General features: G+C 67.3%; 18 protein-coding genes and 1 riboswitch. Of the genes, 13 read left to right on the forward strand and 5 right to left on the reverse strand.

The window, feature by feature from the left end; all coding sequences use genetic code 11:
* The first annotated feature begins 37 nt into the window (after nt 1-37).
* The 7 genes from ABT375_RS16315 to ABT375_RS16345 all read left to right on the forward strand — a co-directional run bounded on the left by ABT375_RS16315 (nt 38) and on the right by ABT375_RS16345 (nt 9,348).
* The gene (locus ABT375_RS16315; protein WP_416463341.1) at nt 38-940 is read left to right on the forward strand and encodes a LysR family transcriptional regulator; all 903 of its coding nucleotides are present in this window, start codon (nt 38-40) and stop codon (nt 938-940) included.
* A 97-nt stretch (nt 941-1,037) separates the two neighbouring features.
* On the forward strand, nt 1,038-1,490 hold the full coding sequence (locus ABT375_RS16320) for an NAD(P)H-dependent oxidoreductase subunit E (protein WP_416463342.1): 453 nt from the start codon (nt 1,038-1,040) through the stop codon (nt 1,488-1,490).
* A complete protein-coding gene (locus tag ABT375_RS16325; protein WP_416463343.1) occupies nt 1,487-3,073 on the forward strand; it encodes a formate dehydrogenase beta subunit in 1,587 nt (528 codons plus the stop codon). The genes ABT375_RS16320 and ABT375_RS16325 overlap by 4 nt, the downstream gene beginning before the upstream one ends.
* Nucleotides 3,070-5,916, forward strand: a complete 2,847-nt coding sequence (gene fdhF, locus ABT375_RS16330) for a formate dehydrogenase subunit alpha (protein WP_416463344.1) — start codon at nt 3,070-3,072, stop codon at nt 5,914-5,916. Before ABT375_RS16325 ends, fdhF begins: the two co-directional genes overlap by 4 nt.
* Before the next feature lie 10 nt (nt 5,917-5,926).
* Nucleotides 5,927-6,232: a formate dehydrogenase subunit delta gene (locus ABT375_RS16335; protein WP_416463345.1), complete on the forward strand. Its 306-nt coding sequence runs from the start codon at nt 5,927-5,929 to the stop codon at nt 6,230-6,232.
* A 28-nt stretch (nt 6,233-6,260) separates the two neighbouring features.
* The gene (fdhD, locus tag ABT375_RS16340) at nt 6,261-7,061 is read left to right on the forward strand and encodes a formate dehydrogenase accessory sulfurtransferase FdhD (RefSeq protein WP_416464920.1); all 801 of its coding nucleotides are present in this window, start codon (nt 6,261-6,263) and stop codon (nt 7,059-7,061) included.
* Nucleotides 7,062-7,130: 69 nt separating this feature from the next.
* A riboswitch (cobalamin riboswitch) is annotated at nt 7,131-7,345 on the forward strand.
* A gap of 164 nt (nt 7,346-7,509) precedes the next feature.
* Entirely contained in the window at nt 7,510-9,348 is a 1,839-nt protein-coding gene (locus tag ABT375_RS16345) for a TonB-dependent receptor plug domain-containing protein (protein WP_416463346.1), read from the forward strand.
* A gap of 36 nt (nt 9,349-9,384) precedes the next feature.
* On the opposite strand, the gene ABT375_RS16350 is transcribed toward ABT375_RS16345, so the two are convergent.
* Nucleotides 9,385-10,194: an ABC transporter substrate-binding protein gene (locus tag ABT375_RS16350; RefSeq protein WP_416463347.1), complete on the reverse strand. Its 810-nt coding sequence runs from the start codon at nt 10,192-10,194 to the stop codon at nt 9,385-9,387.
* Between the two features lie 38 nt (nt 10,195-10,232).
* Between ABT375_RS16350 and ABT375_RS16355 the strand changes: the two genes are divergently transcribed.
* Complete coding sequence (locus ABT375_RS16355) at nt 10,233-11,231, forward strand: FecCD family ABC transporter permease (RefSeq protein WP_261935463.1); 999 nt, start codon at nt 10,233-10,235, stop codon at nt 11,229-11,231.
* The gene (locus ABT375_RS16360) at nt 11,225-12,001 is read left to right on the forward strand and encodes an ABC transporter ATP-binding protein (protein ID WP_416463348.1); all 777 of its coding nucleotides are present in this window, start codon (nt 11,225-11,227) and stop codon (nt 11,999-12,001) included. The genes ABT375_RS16355 and ABT375_RS16360 overlap by 7 nt, the downstream gene beginning before the upstream one ends.
* 24 nt (nt 12,002-12,025) lie before the next feature.
* Here ABT375_RS16360 and ABT375_RS16365 read toward each other — a convergent pair whose 3' ends face one another.
* A complete protein-coding gene (locus ABT375_RS16365; RefSeq protein ID WP_416463349.1) occupies nt 12,026-13,231 on the reverse strand; it encodes a penicillin-binding protein activator in 1,206 nt (401 codons plus the stop codon).
* A gap of 11 nt (nt 13,232-13,242) precedes the next feature.
* Between ABT375_RS16365 and rsmI the strand changes: the two genes are divergently transcribed.
* The 4 genes from rsmI to ABT375_RS16385 all read left to right on the forward strand — a co-directional run bounded on the left by rsmI (nt 13,243) and on the right by ABT375_RS16385 (nt 16,274).
* Entirely contained in the window at nt 13,243-14,085 is an 843-nt protein-coding gene (gene rsmI, locus ABT375_RS16370; RefSeq protein WP_416463350.1) for a 16S rRNA (cytidine(1402)-2'-O)-methyltransferase, read from the forward strand.
* Nucleotides 14,082-14,435, forward strand: coding sequence for a YraN family protein (locus ABT375_RS16375; protein WP_416463351.1), 354 nt, complete (start codon nt 14,082-14,084; stop codon nt 14,433-14,435). Before rsmI ends, ABT375_RS16375 begins: the two co-directional genes overlap by 4 nt.
* Before the next feature lie 147 nt (nt 14,436-14,582).
* On the forward strand, nt 14,583-15,557 hold the full coding sequence (gene gshB / locus ABT375_RS16380; RefSeq protein ID WP_416463352.1) for a glutathione synthase: 975 nt from the start codon (nt 14,583-14,585) through the stop codon (nt 15,555-15,557).
* A gap of 117 nt (nt 15,558-15,674) precedes the next feature.
* Nucleotides 15,675-16,274, forward strand: coding sequence for a DedA family protein (locus ABT375_RS16385; RefSeq protein WP_224549671.1), 600 nt, complete (start codon nt 15,675-15,677; stop codon nt 16,272-16,274).
* Between the two features lie 3 nt (nt 16,275-16,277).
* On the opposite strand, the gene ABT375_RS16390 is transcribed toward ABT375_RS16385, so the two are convergent.
* The 3 genes from ABT375_RS16390 to ABT375_RS16400 form a co-directional block, all read right to left on the reverse strand.
* Nucleotides 16,278-16,568, reverse strand: a complete 291-nt coding sequence (locus ABT375_RS16390) for a hypothetical protein (protein ID WP_416463353.1) — start codon at nt 16,566-16,568, stop codon at nt 16,278-16,280.
* Nucleotides 16,569-16,635: 67 nt separating this feature from the next.
* Nucleotides 16,636-17,526 (reverse strand): tyrosine recombinase XerC, encoded by an 891-nt coding sequence (locus tag ABT375_RS16395; RefSeq protein ID WP_416464921.1) that lies wholly within the window; start codon nt 17,524-17,526, stop codon nt 16,636-16,638.
* A gap of 5 nt (nt 17,527-17,531) precedes the next feature.
* On the reverse strand, nt 17,532-17,918 hold the full coding sequence (locus ABT375_RS16400) for a hypothetical protein (protein ID WP_416463354.1): 387 nt from the start codon (nt 17,916-17,918) through the stop codon (nt 17,532-17,534).
* Between the last annotated feature and the right edge of the window lie 106 nt (nt 17,919-18,024).

Consider the following 18,024-nt stretch of genomic DNA (forward strand, 5'->3'; position numbering starts at 1 on the left):
TTGATAGCTCCCCTCTATAAAGCCTATAGCAGAATCGATGCAGACCCGCCTCGTCGAATATTTTCTGGCGCTGGAGCGCGAAGGCCATTTTGCCCGCGCCGCGGCGCATTGCAATGTGTCCCAGCCGACCCTGTCGGCGGGGATCGCCACGCTGGAGGCGCAACTGGGCAAGCGGCTGATCCGGCGCGACCGCAAATATGGCGGGCTGACGGCGGAGGGGGATGCGATCTTGCCCTGGGCGCGACAACTGGTCGCGGCGGCCGAAGCGCTGGGGCAGGCGGCGGAGACGGCGCGCGGGCCGCTGAAAGGGGAACTCAGGCTGGGCGCGATCCCGGCGGCGATGCCCGCCATCGGTTGCCTAGTCGCGGCGATGCAGGCGCGGCATCCCGGCCTCAACGTGTCGATCCGGGCGTTGACGTCGCGCCAGATCGAGCGGGAACTGGCGGCGTTCGAGCTGGATGCGGGGCTGACCTATCTGGATTTCGAGCCGCCCGCCCATGCGCTGTCGGTGCCGCTCTATGTCGAGCGGACGATGCTGGTGAGCGCGGTGGGCGGCGTGGCGGTGCCCGATCCGCTCGACTGGGCGACGCTGGCGGGCCTGCCGCTCTGCCTGCTGCATCAGGGGATGCAGAACCGGCGGATTCTCGACGCGCGGCTGGCCGAGCGGGGGCTGGCGCTGCGGCCGCTGGTGACGGCGGACAGCTATGTCGCGCTGCTGGGGCTGGTGCAGCAGGGGCGGCTCTGTTCGATCATTCCCGACAGCCATGCGGCCTTGCTCGACGGGCTGAACTGGGCGCGGACCCATGCCATGCCGGAAACGGACGAGGGCAGCCGGGTCGGCGTGATCGTATCCGACAGCGCACCGATGGGGCCGTTGGCGCAGGCGGTGCTGGGGGTCGCGCGCGACCTGCGCCTGCCATCGGGCTTCCGGATTTCCTGATAGGGTTTTTCTATCAAAGATGGACGACTTCGATTTGACCCGCTGACGGCCGGGGCGCAGGATCGCACCCAAAATCGGGCCAGAAGGCAGGGTAGAAATGGAAGAATTTATCGGCGCATGGACTGCGCGCCATGGCGCGACGCGCGACCGGCTATTGCCGCTGTTGCACGCGATGCAGGAAGAGGCCGGCCATATCGACGATGCGTGGGTGCCGGCGATCGCCAAGGCGCTGAACCTCAGCCGCGCGGATGTGCATGGGGTCGTCACCTTCTACCATGATTTTCGGCGGGTCGCGCCGGGGCGGCATGTGGTGAAGCTGTGCCGGGCGGAAAGCTGCCAGGCGCGCGGCGGTGCGGCGATCGAGGCGGCGGCGGCGCAGCGTCTGGGCGTGGCGATGGGCGAGACGCGGGGCGACGGACAAGTGGCGCTGGAGCCGGTCTATTGCCTGGGTCTGTGCGCGATCGGCCCCAATGCGCTGGTCGACGGGCGGCCGGTGGCGCGGATCGATGCGGCCGCGCTGGAGCGGATCGCGCTGGAGGTGGCGGCATGATGCGCGTGTTTGTGAGCCGCGACATGGCGTCGGTGGCGCTGGGCGCGGACGATGTGGCGCGCGCCTTTGCACAGGCCGGGTGCGAGGTGGTGCGGACCGGGTCGCGCGGGCTGTTCAGCATCGAGCCACTGGTCGAGGTGGACACGGACGCGGGGCGGATCGGTTTTGGGCCGGTCGGGCCGGATGATGTGGCGGCGGTGCTGGAGGGCAGCCATGCTTCGCGGCTGGGGCCAGTGGCGGAACTGCCCTTCTTCGCCGGGCAGCAGCGTTTCACCTTTGCGCGGTGCGGTGTGATCGATCCGTTGAGCCTGACCGACTATGCCGCGCAGGACGGCTGGGTTGGGTTGGAAAAGGCGCGGGCGCAGGCACCACAGGCCGTGGTGGATACGGTCAAAGGGTCGGGCCTGCGCGGGCGCGGTGGGGCGGGTTTCCCGACCGGGATCAAGTGGCAGACGGTGCTGGACGCGCCTGCTGACGAGAAGTTTATCGTCTGCAACGCCGACGAGGGCGACAGCGGCACCTTCGCCGACCGGATGCTGATGGAGGGCGATCCCTTCTGCCTGATCGAGGGGATGGCGATTGCCGCTCACGCGGTAGGCGCGCGGCATGGCTATACCTATATCCGCTCCGAATATCCCTTTTGCATCGCGACCATGCGCGCGGCGATCGAGGCGTCGGCGCACATCGTCGCGCCCTTCACGCTGGAGGTGCGCGAGGGGGCGGGCGCCTATGTTTGCGGCGAGGAAACGGCGCTGCTCGATTCGATCGAGGGCAAGCGCGGGCAGGTGCGCGCCAAGCCGCCTTTGCCGGCGCTCCAGGGGCTGTTCGGGCGGCCGACCGTCATTAACAATGTGCTGTCGCTGGCGGCCGTGCCTTTCATCCTAAGCGAAGGTGCGGAGGCCTATGCGGCGGTCGGGTTCGGGCGGTCGCGGGGCACGATGCCGGTGCAACTGGCGGGCAATGTGCGGCATGGCGGGCTGTATGAGATCGGCTTCGGGATCACGCTGGGCGAACTGGTGAACGAGATTGGTGGCGGCACGGCGAGCGGGCGACCGGTGCGGGCGGTGCAGGTGGGCGGGCCTTTGGGCGCCTATTTCCCGCCCGGCATGTTCCATCTGCCGTTCGATTATGAAGCCTTTGCGCAGGCTGGCGGGCTGATCGGCCATGCCGGGATAACGGTGTTCGATGACAGTGTCGACATGGCGCATATGGCCCGTTTCGCGATGGAATTCTGTGCGGCGGAGAGTTGCGGCAAATGCACGCCCTGCCGGATCGGATCGACGCGCGGGGTGGAGATTATGGATCGAATCATTTCGCAACGACCGGGGGGTGAAGAGAAGAAAGATCCCGGCCTTCGCTGGGATGACGGGGGGTTGGGGAAGGCGCTATATTCTCGCTCTCCATCCCGGATCGATGTGTCGATCGAGGGGCAGACGGCTTTGCTGCGCGATCTGGCCGATACGATGAAATATGGGTCGCTATGTGCGCTGGGGGGCTTCACCCCCTATCCGGTGCTGAGCGCGCTCGACTATTTCCCCGAGGATTTCGGTGCGCCTGCACCCATCAAGGAGGCAGCGGAATGAGCTTCAATCGCGAAACCGATCATGGCACGCCGCCGGCGCTCGCCACGGGCAAGTCCGTCACCCTGACCATCGACGGGCAGAGCGTGACCCTGCCCGAAGGCACCAGCATCATGCGTGCGGCGTCGCTGACGGGCGGGTCGATTCCCAAGCTGTGCGCGACCGACAGTGTCGAGAGTTTCGGGTCGTGCCGGCTGTGCCTGGTCGAAGTCGAAGGCCGCAACGGCTATCCCGCGTCCTGCACCACGCCGGTCGCCGACGGCATGGTGGTGCGGACGCAGACCGACCGGCTGAAGCAATTGCGGCGCGGGGTGATGGAACTGTATATCTCCGACCATCCGCTCGATTGCCTGACCTGCGGTGCGAACGGGGACTGCGAATTGCAGGATCAGGCGGGCGCGGTGGGCCTGCGCGACGTGCGCTATGGCTATGACGGCGCAACCAATATGGGGCAGGTAAAGGACCAGTCGAACCCCTATTTCGATTTCGATCCCAGCAAATGCATCGTCTGTTCGCGCTGCGTGCGCGCCTGCGAGGAAGTGCAGGGCACGTTCGCGTTGACGATCGAGAATAAGGGTTTCGAGTCCAAAGTGTCACCGTCGCAGGGCGAGGATTTTCTGGGGTCGGAATGCGTGTCCTGCGGCGCGTGCGTGCAGGCCTGCCCGACCGCGAGCCTGATCGAAAAGGCGGTGGTGGAGGTCGGCACGCCCGATCGCGCCGTCGTCACCACCTGCGCCTATTGCGGCGTCGGCTGCACCTTCCGCGCGGAAATGCGGGGCGAGGAACTGGTGCGCATGGTGCCGTGGAAGGACGGCAAGGCCAATCGCGGCCATAGCTGCGTCAAGGGCCGTTTCGCCTGGGGCTATGCGCAGCATCAGGACCGGATATTGAACCCGATGATCCGCGCGTCGGTCAGCGAGCCGTGGCGCGAAGTGTCGTGGGACGAGGCGATCGCCTATACCGCGAGTGAGTTTAGGCGCATCCAAGCGAAATATGGGACGCGCAGCATCGGCGGGATTACGTCGAGCCGCTGCACCAATGAGGAGACGTTCCTTGTCCAGAAGCTGATCCGGCAGGGGTTCGGCAACAACAATGTCGATACCTGCGCGCGCGTCTGCCACTCGCCGACCGGCTATGGTTTGAGCCAGACTTTCGGCACGTCGGCGGGGACGCAGGATTTCGACAGCGTCATGGCCGCGGACGTGATCCTCGTCATCGGCGCCAACCCGACCGATGGGCATCCGGTCTTCGCCAGTCGCATGAAGAAGCGTTTGCGGCAGGGCGCGAAGCTGATCGTCATCGATCCGCGCCGCACCGATCTGGTGCAATCGCCCCATGTCGCGGCGGAACATCATCTGCCCTTACGACCCGGCACCAATGTCGCGATGCTGACCGCGATCGCCCATGTGGTCGTGACCGAGAAGCTCTATGACGAGGCTTTCATTCGGGCGCGGTGCGACTGGGACGAGTTTGCCGACTGGGCGGATTTCGTGTCGGAGGCGGCGCGCTCGCCCGAGGCCATCGAGCCGCTGACCGGCGTGAAGGCGCAGGACGTGCGCGCCGCGGCGCGGCTCTATGCCACCGGCGGCAATGGCGCCATCTATTATGGGTTGGGCGTCACCGAACATTCGCAGGGCAGTTCGACCGTGATGGCGATCGCCAACCTGGCCATGGCGACCGGCAATGTCGGGCGCGAGGGCGTGGGCGTGAACCCGCTGCGGGGGCAGAATAATGTGCAGGGGGCCTGCGACATGGGCAGCTTCCCGCATGAATTTTCGGGCTATCGCCATGTGTCCGACACCGCGACGCGCAGCCTGTTCGAGCGGGCATGGGGCGTGGCGCTGGACGCCGAGCCGGGATTGCGCATCCCCAACATGCTGGACGCCGCGACCGACGGGACGTTCAAGGGGCTGTTCGTGCAGGGCGAGGATATCCTCCAGTCCGATCCCAATACCCATCATGTCGCGGCGGGGCTGGCGGCGATGGAGTGCGTAGTGGTGCAGGATCTGTTCCTCAACGAAACCGCCAATTACGCCCATATCTTCCTGCCCGGATCGACCTTCCTGGAAAAGGACGGCACGTTCACCAATGCCGAGCGGCGCATCCAGCGGGTGCGCAAGGTGATGGCGCCGCTCAATGGATATGCGGACTGGGAGATCGTGCAGTTGGTGGCCAACGCCATGGACTTGGGCTGGACCTATGGCCACCCGTCCGAAATCATGGATGAGATCGCCGCGCTCACGCCTACCTTCGCCGGCGTCCATTATGACCGGCTGGAGGCGGAAGGATCGCTGCAATGGCCGGCCAACGACGCCGCGCCCGACGGCACGCCAACCATGCATATCGACGGCTTCGTGCGGGGGAAGGGCAAGTTCGTCGTCACCGACTATGTGCCGACCGACGAGAAGACCGGGCCGCGCTTCCCGTTGCTGCTGACGACCGGGCGCATTTTGAGCCACTATAATGTCGGCGCGCAGACGCGGCGGACCGCCAATACGGCGTGGCATCCGGAAGATCGGCTGGAAATGCATCCGAGCGATGCGGACAATCGCGGCCTGAAGGATGGCGACTGGGTGACGCTGCGCAGCCGGGCGGGGGAGACCACCCTGCGTGCGCTCATCACCGAGCGGGTCGCGCCGGGTGTGGTCTATACGACCTTCCACCATCCCGAGACGCAGGCGAACGTCATCACCACCGACTATTCGGACTGGGCCACCAATTGCCCGGAATATAAGGTGACGGCGGTGCAGGTGATGGCGTCGAACGGGCCGAGCGACTGGCAGCAGGATTATGCGCAGCAGGCCCGGACCAGCCGCCGCATCGCGCCGCTGGAAGCGGCCGAATAGGATGACGGACATGAGCGACGACACCCATGTCATGTCCACCACGGACCGGCTGGTCTATATGGCGCACCAGATCGCCCGCAACATGGCGATGATGGGCGAGGCGAAGGCGACGGAAGCGCTGGCCGAGCATCTGACCCGCTTCTGGGATCCGCGGATGAAGGCGCAGATCATCGCCATCGCGCAGGACCAGCCCGAGCGCCTGTCGCCGATGGTCGCCGCCGCCGTCGCGCGCATGGCGCAGGGCAGGCCGGCGCCCGCTGTCGATGCGGCGCAATTCAACGCGGTGGACGAGGCCGGGCATTGCGACGCCGGTTGAGCGGCACGCCGTCCATCGCTACGCCGTGATGATGGATGATGCCGCCGCCCGCCCGCTGACTTTCGATCGCCTGACCCCGGACGGCGGGACGCAGGCGATCGACCGCGCGCTGGCCGACGAGGTGCCGGTCGCGGTCGAATTTAACGGCATCGGCTATGCGGTGCTGATGGCGACGCCCACCGACATTGGCGACCTGGTGTTGGGCTTTGCGTTGGGCGAGCGGCTGATCGGGCCGGGCGACGCGGCGTTCGATGTCGATACCCATCGGACCGGACAGGGCATCGTCGCCCGCGCGACCTTGCCGCAGGACCGCACCGATGCCCTGCTGGAGCGGGTACGGCATCGCGCGTCCGAATCCTCCTGCGGCATATGCGGGATCGAGAATCTGGAGCAGGCGATCCGGCCGCTGCCGCGCGTGGCGACGACGTCGCGGGCGGACCGCGCCGCCATCTTTCGCGCGCTGGCGGCGCTGCACGATCACCAGCCGTTGAACGCGGCGACCGGCGCGGCCCATGCCGCGGCCTGGGTCGGGGCGGACGGGGCCGTCCGGCTGGCGCGCGAGGATGTCGGCCGGCACAATGCGTTCGACAAGCTGATCGGGGCGATGGCGCGGGCTGGCGCGGCCTGGGACGGCGGTTTTGCGCTGCTGTCGTCGCGCTGTTCCTATGAACTGGTGGAGAAGGCGGTGCTGAGCCAATGCCCGTTGCTCGTCACCATTTCCGCGCCGACCCGGCTGGCGGCGGCCCGCGCGGAAGAGGCCGGCTTGCCGCTGGTCGTGCTGGCGCGGCGGGACGCCATGTTGCTGCGGAGCAACAGGCCGTTGGCTTAAACCCGGTGCCGCTTGGCATCGCATCCGCTTTCCCTTAGAGCGCGCGGCGTGGGGGCGGCTTGGCTTCCCCTGCGAGATGATCGCGCCGGTGCCCGGCAACGGGCTTAATCGGGAATGCGGTGCGGGCGTGCGAGCGCCCAATTCCGTGGCTGTCCCTGCAACTGTAAGCGGATAGTGCGATGCATATGGTCGAAAGACCGGCCACTGGACCCATGTCCGGGAAGGCTATGCATCCGTGCTGCGACCCGCGAGCCAGGAGACCTGCCGGCGCTTGGTCGCTCTTGCTTTGGTCCAGGGGATGGCCGGGGCACGGTGGTTTTTCCGTCGAGCGACGCCATGCGGCCGGGGCCGCATCGGGTTGTGGACGGGATATGGCGCCATCCCTTGCTTCCGCCCGACCGCATTGCGGACGCCCCAGCCCAAGTCGCACCGGCGCCGGGGGGTATATATGTTGAAAACAGGCATTTCTCTGGTGGCGCTGATCGTGGCGACGCCGGTATGGGCGCAGGATGACGAGATCGTCGTCACCGCCACGGGCATTGCGCAGTCGCGCGACGAGGTCGGCCAGGCGATCACCGTGATCGACGCGGAGACGATCAAGACGCGGCAGGCGATCGATGTGGTCGATTTGCTGGCGACGACGCCGGGCGTGCGCTTCAACCGCAACGGATCGACCGGCGGCGTGACCGGCGTGTCGCTGCGCGGCGCGGAGACGACGCAGACTTTGGTGCTGATCGACGGGGTGAAGGTCAACGATCCCAGCGGCATCGGCGACGGCTATGATTTCGGCCCGCTGCTGACCGGCAATATCCAGCGGATCGAAATATTGCGCGGCTCCAACTCGGTGGTCCATGGCAGCCAGGCGATCGGTGGCGTGGTCAACCTGATGACCGGCGTGCCGGCCGAGGGCTTCGGCGCGAACGCATCGGTGGATTATGGCTATAGCGACACGCTGAGCGCCAAGGCGGACGTGTCGGGCACCAGCGGCATCGCCGCGGGCGGCGTAGGCGCGGCCTATTTCCGCACCGACGGCATTTCGTCGGCCGCAGGCGGTACGGAGCGCGACGGGACCGAGAATATCGCGACCAACGCCAGGCTGAAGCTCAACTTCACCGATATGCTGAGCCTGGACCTGCGCGGCTATTATATCCATGCCGACCTCGATTATGACAGCTTCTTCGGCGCACCCGCCGACAGCAGCGACGTCAGCAAGCTCGACCAATATGTCGGCTATGCGGGCCTCAATCTGGCGCTGCTGGATGGCAAGCTGACCAACCGCGCCGCCGTCACCTGGATGCGCAACGATCGCGACTATTATTTCGTGCGCGGCACCGACCCAGACTATGGCTATTCGGGCACCAACCTGCGCTTCGAATATGAAGGCGTCTACGCGCCGGTCGACCAGGCCAAGCTGCTGTTCGGCTATGAGCATGAGCGGCCGGATTATGATTTCTTCGGCTTCGGTTCGACCGCCAGCGCGAAGATCAACATCGACAGCGTCTATGGGCTGGCGATCGTCAAGCCCTTCACGGGTCTGGCCGTGACCGGTGGCGTGCGCCATGACGACCATAGCCAGTTTGGCGGCGCGACGACCTTCGGCGCGAACGCCAACTATTCGCCCAATGGCGGCGCGACCAATGTGCGGTTGAGCTATGGCGAAGGCTTCAAGGCGCCGTCGCTCTATCAACTGTACGACAGCTTTAGCGGCAATGCGGCGCTGCGCCCTGAACGGTCCAAAAGCTATGATGTCGGGTTCGACCAGAGCCTGGACGGTGGTCGGGCGATGTTGTCGGTCACCGCTTTCCGCCGGGATACGCGCAACCAGATCAATTATGACAACGCCACCTTCACCTATGGCAATCTGGACCGCACCCGCGCCAAGGGCGTGGAAGCGTCGATCGCGCTGAAGCCGGTCGATGCGCTGACCGTCACCGGCAGCTACAGCTATGTCGATGCGCGCGACCGGTCGGCGGGATCGGCGACCTATGGCAATCGCCTGGCCCGCCGCGCCGCCAATGCGGTGAGCGTGTCGGCCGACTATGTCTGGTCGTTCGGCCTGTCGACCGGCGCGACGGTCACGATGGTGGGCGACAGCTTCGACAATGCGGCGAATACGCGGCGGCTGGACGGCTATGCGCTGGCCGGGGTGCGGGCCTCGATGCCGCTGGGCGCGCATCTGGAAGTCTATGGTCGCATCGACAATCTGTTCGATGAGACGTACCAGACGGCCTATGGCTATGGCTCCTATGGCCGCGCTGCCTATGGCGGCGTGCGTGTCCGCTTCTGATCGACAGGCAAGGGGGCGGGCGTGATGCCTGCCCCTTCAGCGCGGCGCGTTCAGTCGCGCCGTGATGGTGCGCGCCGCCTGCACATAGGCGGGGCCGCCGCACACGGTCCAGCTTTGCGGCAGGCTGATGCGCGGAACGGCGGCGAGCGCGGGATGGTGCAGCATTTCGGTGCCCTGATCGACCACGCGGTCGGTGGCGCTTTCCACGATCAGCCAGTCGGGCCGCGCCGCCACCATTTCTTCCAGCGGCACTTGCGCCAGCGGCGGTTTGCCGAGTTTGGCGGCGAGGTTGGTGAGGCCGACGCGGCGCATCAGATCATCGATCAGCGTGCCGGTGCCGGTCATATAGCCGCGCCGCTGATAATAGGCCGCGACGCCGCCACGCCTGGGACGGGGCAGGGCGGCGAGATCGCGATTCATGGCCGCGATCAGCGCCTCGCCGCGATCGACATGGCCGGTCGCGCGCGCCACCTGCCTGATCTGGTCGAGGATCGCGCCATAGCTGTCGGCGCTGGCGAGTCCGAGCGTGCGCCACTGGCCCGGCGGCGCGCCCGCCACCGCATTCGGGCCGATCGGGAAACCCAGGATCAGGTCGGGGCGGATCGCCAGCACTTCCTCCGCGGGGCGGCGCAGCGTGCGAAAACCGCGCGCCCTGGTCGCCGCAGCGGACAGTTCGCGATCGCGCGCATTGCTGCTGAGCGCGGCAATCTGAGCGGGATCGGCGAGGGCGAGCAGATATTGGTCGGCGCAGACGTTGAGCGAGACGATGCGGCGCGGCGCCGTGGGGGCGGCAGCGCCGGTCAGTGCGATCAGCGCGGTCGCCGCCAGAAATATCCTGCTGGTCATGCCCATCGCCTTATCAAGCATGGGCAAGGAGGCAAGCCATGACCGTGCGCCGTCATCATCCGTTGCTGATCCCCGGCCTGCTGCTGCTGGTCGTGGCGGCGGCGTTCGGATCGGTCCTGCTGGGCGCGGTGGCGATCAGTCCGGGGCGGATCGGCGCGGTGCTGACCGGCGGGGGAGACGATGTCGCCCGCACCATCGTGCTGGATCTGCGCCTGCCGCGGATGCTGCTGGGCCTGATCGTCGGCGCGATGCTGGGCGTGGCCGGCGCCGCGTTGCAAGGCTATCTGCGTAATCCGCTGGCCGAACCGTCGGTGCTGGGCGCGTCCAATGCGGCGGCGCTGGGGGCGGTCTGCGCGCTCTATTTCGGGCTGGCGCAGCTGCATCCGATGGTGCTGCCGCTGCTGGCCATATTGACCGGACTGGTCGCCATCCTGACCCTGTTCGCGCTGTCGGGCACGGTGGAAAGCCCGCTGACGCTGATCCTGGCCGGCATCGCCGTGGCGACGCTGGCGGGGGCGGGGATCAGCCTGGCGCTCAACCTGTCGCCCAATCCCTTCGCTGCGATGGAAATCATGAGCTGGCTGATGGGGAGTCTGGAAAATCGCAGCTACGCCCATGTCTGGATCGCGCTGCCCTGCGTCGTCTTGGGCGCGGCGCTGCTGATCGCGGACGGGCGGACGCTGGACGCGCTGACCTTGGGCGAGGATGGCGCGCAGGCGCTGGGCGTCAACCTGTCGGCTGCGCGGCTGCGCATGATGCTGGGCGTGGCGATCGGCGTAGGCGGCGCGGTCGCGGTGTCGGGATCGATCGGCTTCGTCGGGTTGATCGTGCCGCATCTGGTCCGGCCGCTGACCGACCGGTCGCCCTCGGCGGTGCTGCTGCCTTCGCTGCTGGGCGGCGCGGCGCTGCTGACGCTGGCGGATATCGGGGTCAGGCTGATCCCGACGAACAACGAATTGAAACTGGGGGTGGTGACGGCGCTGCTGGGCGTGCCGGTCTTCCTGGTCCATCTGATACGGGAGCGGCGGCTATGGTGACGATATCGGCGCAGGGGCTGACGGTGCGGCTGGGTCGCCACGCGGCGGTGCGCGACGTGGACGTGACGCTGGAACCGGGCGCGCTGGTCGGCGTGGTCGGTCCCAATGGCGCGGGCAAATCGACGCTGATCCGTGCGTTGCTGGGACTGGTGTCGCCGCAGGCGGGGCGAGTGCTGATCGACGGGCAGGACGGGAAGCGGCTCGACCGGCAGGCGATCGCGCGCGCCGTCGCCTATCTGCCGCAGGGCCAGACGCTGCACTGGCCGCTCAGCGTCGAGCGGCTGGTGGCGCTGGGGCGGCTGCCGCATCTGGGCCCGCTGTCACGCCTGTCGGAAGAGGACGAAGCGGCGATCGAGGCGGCGATGGCGCGGGCCGACGTGCTGCACCTGAAAGGCCGGGTCGCGACCGAATTGTCGGGCGGCGAGCGGGCGCGGGTGCTGCTGGCGCGGGCGCTGGCGGTGGGCGCGCGCGGGCTGATCGCGGACGAGCCGCTGGCGGCGCTCGATCCTGGACATCAGATCGACGTCATGGACCTGCTGCGCGGCGAGGCGCGCGGCGGGGCGCTGGTGGTGACGGTGCTGCACGACCTCGGCATGGCTGCGCGCTATTGCGACCGGCTGCTGCTGATGGACGGCGGGGCGCTGGTGGCCGATGGCGCGCCGATGGACGTGCTGACGGCGGATGCGCTGGCGCGGGTCTATGGCGTGACGGCGCGGATCGAGCGGGACGGCGACGCGCCGCTGATCCTGCCGGTGGGGCGGGTGTCCTGATCCACCCCGCCGGCAGGGGCGGAATTACTCGCCGAAGCCGCGTGGGGCCGGATCGGCCACGGTGATGGCGCCGGCGCCGACTTCGCTGACTTCCAGCGCGCGTTCGGCGACGCCGGCGCGGTTGAAGCGGAAGGCGCCGTCGATGCCGGAAAAGCCGCCTGCGTCGCGCAGCCGCGCGGCGGGGAAGGGCGATCCGGGCTTCCAGTCCTGCGCGATCCGCACCGTCAGCAGCACCGAATCATAGCCGAGCGAGGACAGGCGGAAGGGGGATGCGCCGTAGCGGGCGCGATATTTGGTCGCGAGCTGGCGGTAGAGCGTGTCGGAGACGCTGGCGAACCAGGCGCCACGCAGCACGGGGCTGGCGGCCAGCGTGCCTTCCGTATTCCATAATTCGGTGCCGAGCAGCCGCGCGGTGGCGCCGCCATTCTTCCGCACGATCGGCGCGACCTGGAGCGCGACGCGGCCGCTGTCGGCGATCAGCAGCGCATCATAGCTGGAGGAGGCCTGCAATTTCCTGACCGCAGCGGTGATGGAGGCAGGAGTCCGGTCGAACGTCTGCATGGAGACGACGGTGCCGCCGGCCTGCTCGACCGCGCGCAGCAATGCATTGCCCGCCCGTTCGCCATAGGTGCCGCGCGGCACCAGTGCGCCGAAGCGCGACAGGCCCTTGCCCTTGGCGAAGTCGACGACGCGGTCGATCGACTGGGCGGTGTTGTAGCCCAGCACATAGACGCCGCTGCCCGCGATGCTGGCGTCGTTGGAGAAGCTGATCACCGGCACATTGGCGCGCGCGGCGATCGGTCCGATCACGCGGGCGTCCTCCGCCAGCAACGGCCCCAGGATCAGGCGGTTGCCATCGGCCAGCGCCTTGGTCACCGCCGCCGCCGCGCCGAGCGCGGTGTCATAGGTGGTGATCCGGACCTTGTCGGTCCGGGTGTCCATCAGCGCCAGCGTGGTGGCGTTGGCGATCGATTGGCCGACGCCCGCATTGGGGCCGCTCATCGGCACGAGCAGCGCGACGCGATGGCGGGTGGCGTCGGTCGGCAGGCCCTGTACGACCTCCGGCCCGGTCGGCTGGGTCGGGCGGGTGGGGGTGGTGGGCGCCGGCCCCTTCGGCACGATCGATTGACAGGCGGCGAGGAACAGGGCCGCCCCCATGAAGGCGCAACGCGCGCCGCGCTTCACGGCAGCGAACACATTTGCTTGCCGGGGGGCATCCGTCTCTGTCATCTGGCGTCCTTATGGAAACTCGAACTTCTGGGCTAGAGCCTGGGCTTTATATCGTTGCGGGGCCGATCGGCAACCTTGGTGACCTTACGCCGCGTGGGGCGGAAGTCCTGCGACTGGCCGATGTGGTCGCCGTGGAAGATACACGGGTGAGCGCACGCTTGCTGCGCCATGCCGGATCGGACCGGCCCATGGTCCCCTATCACGACCATAGCGCCGAAAATGTCCGCCAGCGGCTGGTCGAACGGATGGCGGGCGAATCGGTGGCCTTGTTGTCGGACGCGGGGACGCCGCTGATTTCCGATCCGGGCTACAAGCTGGTGCGCGACGCGCGGGCGGCGGGGCGGCGGATCACGACCCTGCCGGGGCCGAGCGCAGCGATCGCGGCGCTGACCTTGTCGGGGCTGCCGACCGACCGTTTCCTGTTCATGGGCTTTTTGCCGAGCAAGGCGAAGGCGCGGGGCGATACGCTGGACGAGGTGGCGGCCGTGCGCGCGACGTTGGTCTTCTACGAAAGCGGGCCGCGGCTGTCGGAAAGCCTGTCGGCCATGGCCGCGCATCTGGGCGATCGCGAGGCGGCGGTGAGCCGGGAGATCAGCAAGACGTTCGAGGAAACCGCCTGCGGTACGCTGTCCGAACTGTCCGCCCGCTATGCCGATGGGCCGCCCAAGGGCGAGATCGTCGTCACCGTCGGCCCGCCGGGCGAAGCGCCGCCCGCCAGCGCGGAGGACGCCGACGCGGCGTTGCGGGAGGCGCTGACCCGGCTGTCGGTGTCCAAGGCGGCGGGCGAGGTCGCGAAGAAATTGGGGCTGGACCGGCGGACGCTCTATGATCGGGCGACGGAATTGAAGGGGTGACGAGAGCGGCGGCGGAGAAGCGCGGGCGGCAGGCCGAACGCATCGCCGCCTGGTGGCTGCGGCTGAAGGGCTGGCAGATCGTCGGCCGTCGCTTGCGTACGCCCGCGGGGGAAGTCGACCTCGTCGCGCGGCGGGGCGCGATGCTGGCCTTCGTCGAGGTGAAGGCGCGGGCGAGCGCGGCGGACCTCAACCTGGCGATCGACGAGCGGCGGCTGGCGCGGGTGGCGAAGGCGGCGGAAATATTGTGGCACGAACTGGCGAAACCGGGGGACGACATGCGAATCGACGTCATCCTCCTTGCGCCGGGGCGTGCGCCGCGCCATCTGGCCAATGTCTGGCATGGGGGGTGACGTTTCTCTCCCGTTCGCCCTGAGTAGACCCTGAGCGAAGTCGAAGGGTCGTATCGAAGGGTAAGTGCCGCATAGTGCTTCGATATGGGACTTCGGCTTCGCTCAGCCCCTACTCAGCACGAACGGATATGGAAGGAAGCCGCGCGCATGACCGAACTCAACCCCCTGACCGTCGCCGTGCAGATGGACCCGATGGAGGGCATCAAGATCGGGGGGGATTCGACCTTCCACATCATGCTGGCGGCGCAGGCGCGGGGGCATCGGCTCTATCATTATCTGGCGCCGGACCTGACCTTCCGCGATGGCCGGGTGCTGGCCAAGGCGCGGCCGGTCAAGGTGCAGAAGGTGCAGGGCGACCATTTCGCCTTCGGACAACCGGAGTTGCTGGACCTGGGCCGCGACGTCGATGTCGTGTGGATGCGGCAGGATCCGCCCTTTGACCTCAGCTACATCACCGCCACCCATTTGCTGGAGCGGGTGCAGGCGGAAACGCTGGTCGTGAACGACCCGGCCAGCGTCCGCAATGCACCCGAAAAGCTGTTCGTGCTCGATTATGCGCGCTTCATGCCGCCCACGATGATCACCCGCGACCTGGCGCAGGTGAAGAGCTTCCTGGCGGAGCATGGCGAGATCGTGGTCAAGCCGCTGTACGGCAATGGCGGCGTGGCCGTGTTCCACGTCGGCAGCAACGGCGCGAACCTGTCGTCGCTGGTGGAATTGTTCAACGCGTCCTGGGTCGAGCCGTTCATGGTGCAGGCCTTCATCCCCGGCGTCGCGCAGGGCGACAAGCGCATCGTGCTGATCGATGGCGAGGTCGCGGGCGCGGTCAACCGTATTCCGGGTGCGGGCGAGATTCGCTCGAACCTGGCCGTGGGCGGATCGGCGGCGAAGACGGAGCTGACCGACAGGGAGCGCGAAATCTGCGCGGCCATGGGGCCGGAACTCAAGGCCCGCGGGCTGCTGTTCGTGGGCATCGACGTGATCGGTGGCGAGTGGCTGACCGAGATCAACGTCACCTCGCCGACCGGCATCGTGTCGATCGACGCGTTCGACGGCACCGACACCGGCGGCCTGATCTGGGACGCGATAGACGCCCGGCTGGCGGCGCGGGCGGCGGCTTGATGGGATGCCTTATTTTCGTCCTGCCGGCGCAGGCTGGCATCTCTCTTCTTCCTGGAGCGTTGATCAGAAAAGTGAGATCCCAGCCGGCGCTGGGATGACGGCGTGGATATATCGAGGATGACCGACTGGGTTCTCCGCCTGATCGATGCGGGCGGCTATTGGGGCATCTTCTTCCTGATGATCCTGGAAAATGTCTTTCCGCCGATCCCGTCCGAACTCATCATGGGGATTGGCGGCATCCGCGTCGGGCAGGGGCGGATGGACATGGGCTGGCTGCTGCTGGCCGGCACGATCGGCACCACGATCGGCAATTATTTCTGGTATCTGGTCGGCCATGTGCTGGGCTTCGAGCGTCTGAAACCCTTGGTCGATCGCTTCGGCCGCTGGGCGACGCTGGAGTGGCGCGATGTCGAGGCGCTCGACCGACTGTTCGGCAAATATGGCCAGATCGTCGTCTTCGTCTTTCGTTTCATGCCCGCCTTCCGCACGATGATATCGCTGCCCGCGGGGCTGTTCCGCATGGGGCATGTCCGCTTCCTGTTGTGGACGATGGGCGGGGCGCTGATCTGGAATGTCATCCTGGCTTATGCCGGCTATGTGCTGGGGCAGAATTTCCGGGACATCGACCATTATATCGGCCCGGTGGCGACCGCCTGCGTGGTGGGCGCGGTGATCCTCTATCTCTGGCGGCTCGCGACCTGGCGGCCCAAGGGCTGATGTTCAGAACGGAATCTTCACCCCCACCATCACCCGCTGGGAGGTGGTGCCGTTGCCGAAGCCCTGGCTTTCGACATGGAGGTTCGCCTTCACGTCGCCGAACAGGCCGATCTCCGCCCGACCGAGCGGCGGCTGGATGCTCAGCGGTTCGCGATCGACCCGCTGGCTTGGCTTGCGGGCGGTGACGATGATGGCATTGGCGTCGGGCGAAGGCTTGACCCGCTTCAGGTCGAAGTCGGGCGGAATGTCGGTGGCGCCGACGCTCTGCAATGCCAGGACCAGACGCAGCATCATCGCATTTTCCCTCGCCATGGAGAAGCGATGCAGGCTGGTCGGGAAATGCGGCGCTATCGTGGCCCTTTCACGCCCTGGGATGGGCGTTGCGATAGATGTCGAGCAGGTGCGCGGCATCGACCTGGGTGTAGACCTGCGTCGAGGACAGGCTGGCATGGCCCAATAGCTCCTGCAAGGAGCGCAGGTCCGCGCCGCGGCCAAGCAGGTGGGTGGCGAAACTGTGGCGCAGCGCGTGGGGCGTCGTCCGGTCCGACAGGCCCAGCCGCCCTCGCGCGCCCTGCACCGCGCGGCGGATGAGCGCGGGGGAAAGCGGCCCGCCGCGCGCGCCGCGGAACAGCGGCTGGTCGCGGGCGGTCGGATAGGGGCAGGCGTCGACATAGGCGTCGATCGCGGCGCGCACCTGCGGCAGCAGGGGCACGATGCGGGTCTTGCCCCGCTTGCCGGTGACGCGCAGCGTGTCGCCCAGCGGCAATATGTCGCCATGCAGGCCCATCGCCTCGCCGATGCGCAGGCCTGCGCCATAGAGCAGCAGCAGCACCGCCCAGTCGCGCGCGCCGATCCAGCCTTCGCGGGCCGTCTCGGCGATGTCCTGCGCCAGCGCGACGGCTTCGTCGGGAGAGATGGGGCGGGGCAGGCCGCGCTTGACCCGCGGCCCCTTGAGCAGCGGCACGCGGGCGTCGTCGCCACCGACGAACCTGAGGAAGCCGCGCACGGCGGAGAGTTCGCGGGCGGCGGAGAGATTGCCGATGCCGTCCGTCCGCCGGCTGGCGAGGAAGGCGCGCAGTTCGGCCTGATCGATGTGCGCGAGCGTGGCGGGGCTGACGCCTTCGCCGCGATGCTGTTCGAGGAAGGCGATCAGCCGCTCGGCGGTGGCGACATAGGCGCGGACGGTGTGGACGGAGCGCCGCCGGTCGAGCGCGAGATGCTGGCGCCAGCGTTCGGAAAGGGCGGGGGTCATGTCGGTCACTGTAACAGGACCAGCGGTTTAAGTGGCGTTGGCAAGGTTTCGAACCGTTCGAACAGGCGTTCGCCTGCGACGGTCACGCACATATGGTTCATCGGCACGGTATATTTGAGGCGAAACTGGCTTTGGAAGCCCATCTCCCTATTTTGCGTCAAATTCGGCACCTTTGCGAATGCGACACCAGACGCGCACTCGGCGATGGTTGCCGTGGTGCTGGCCAAATTCCGTGCCATGATAGGGGCGTACCGGGCAGGAACGGTCAGGTTCAGCCGATAATCGACATAATCCACCGACGTCCCGTCGAACGCGGGGCGTTTGTAGGTGGCATCGACCGGCACAGTATAGGTGTCGCAACCGCCCAACGCCATAAAGCCGATGGCTGCCATTGCTATGACGGGAGGTCGCATCCGCCTTGTCTAGGCGATTAGCCGTTGATGCGACAATCTTTCATTTGTCGTCTTCCTATCTATGGGGCCGGGCAAGGCCTTTTCG

Origin of the sequence: Sphingomonas sp. VDB2, from assembly GCF_047946695.1 — a bacterium.
Classification (GTDB): Bacteria; Pseudomonadota; Alphaproteobacteria; order Sphingomonadales; family Sphingomonadaceae; genus Sphingobium; species Sphingobium bisphenolicum.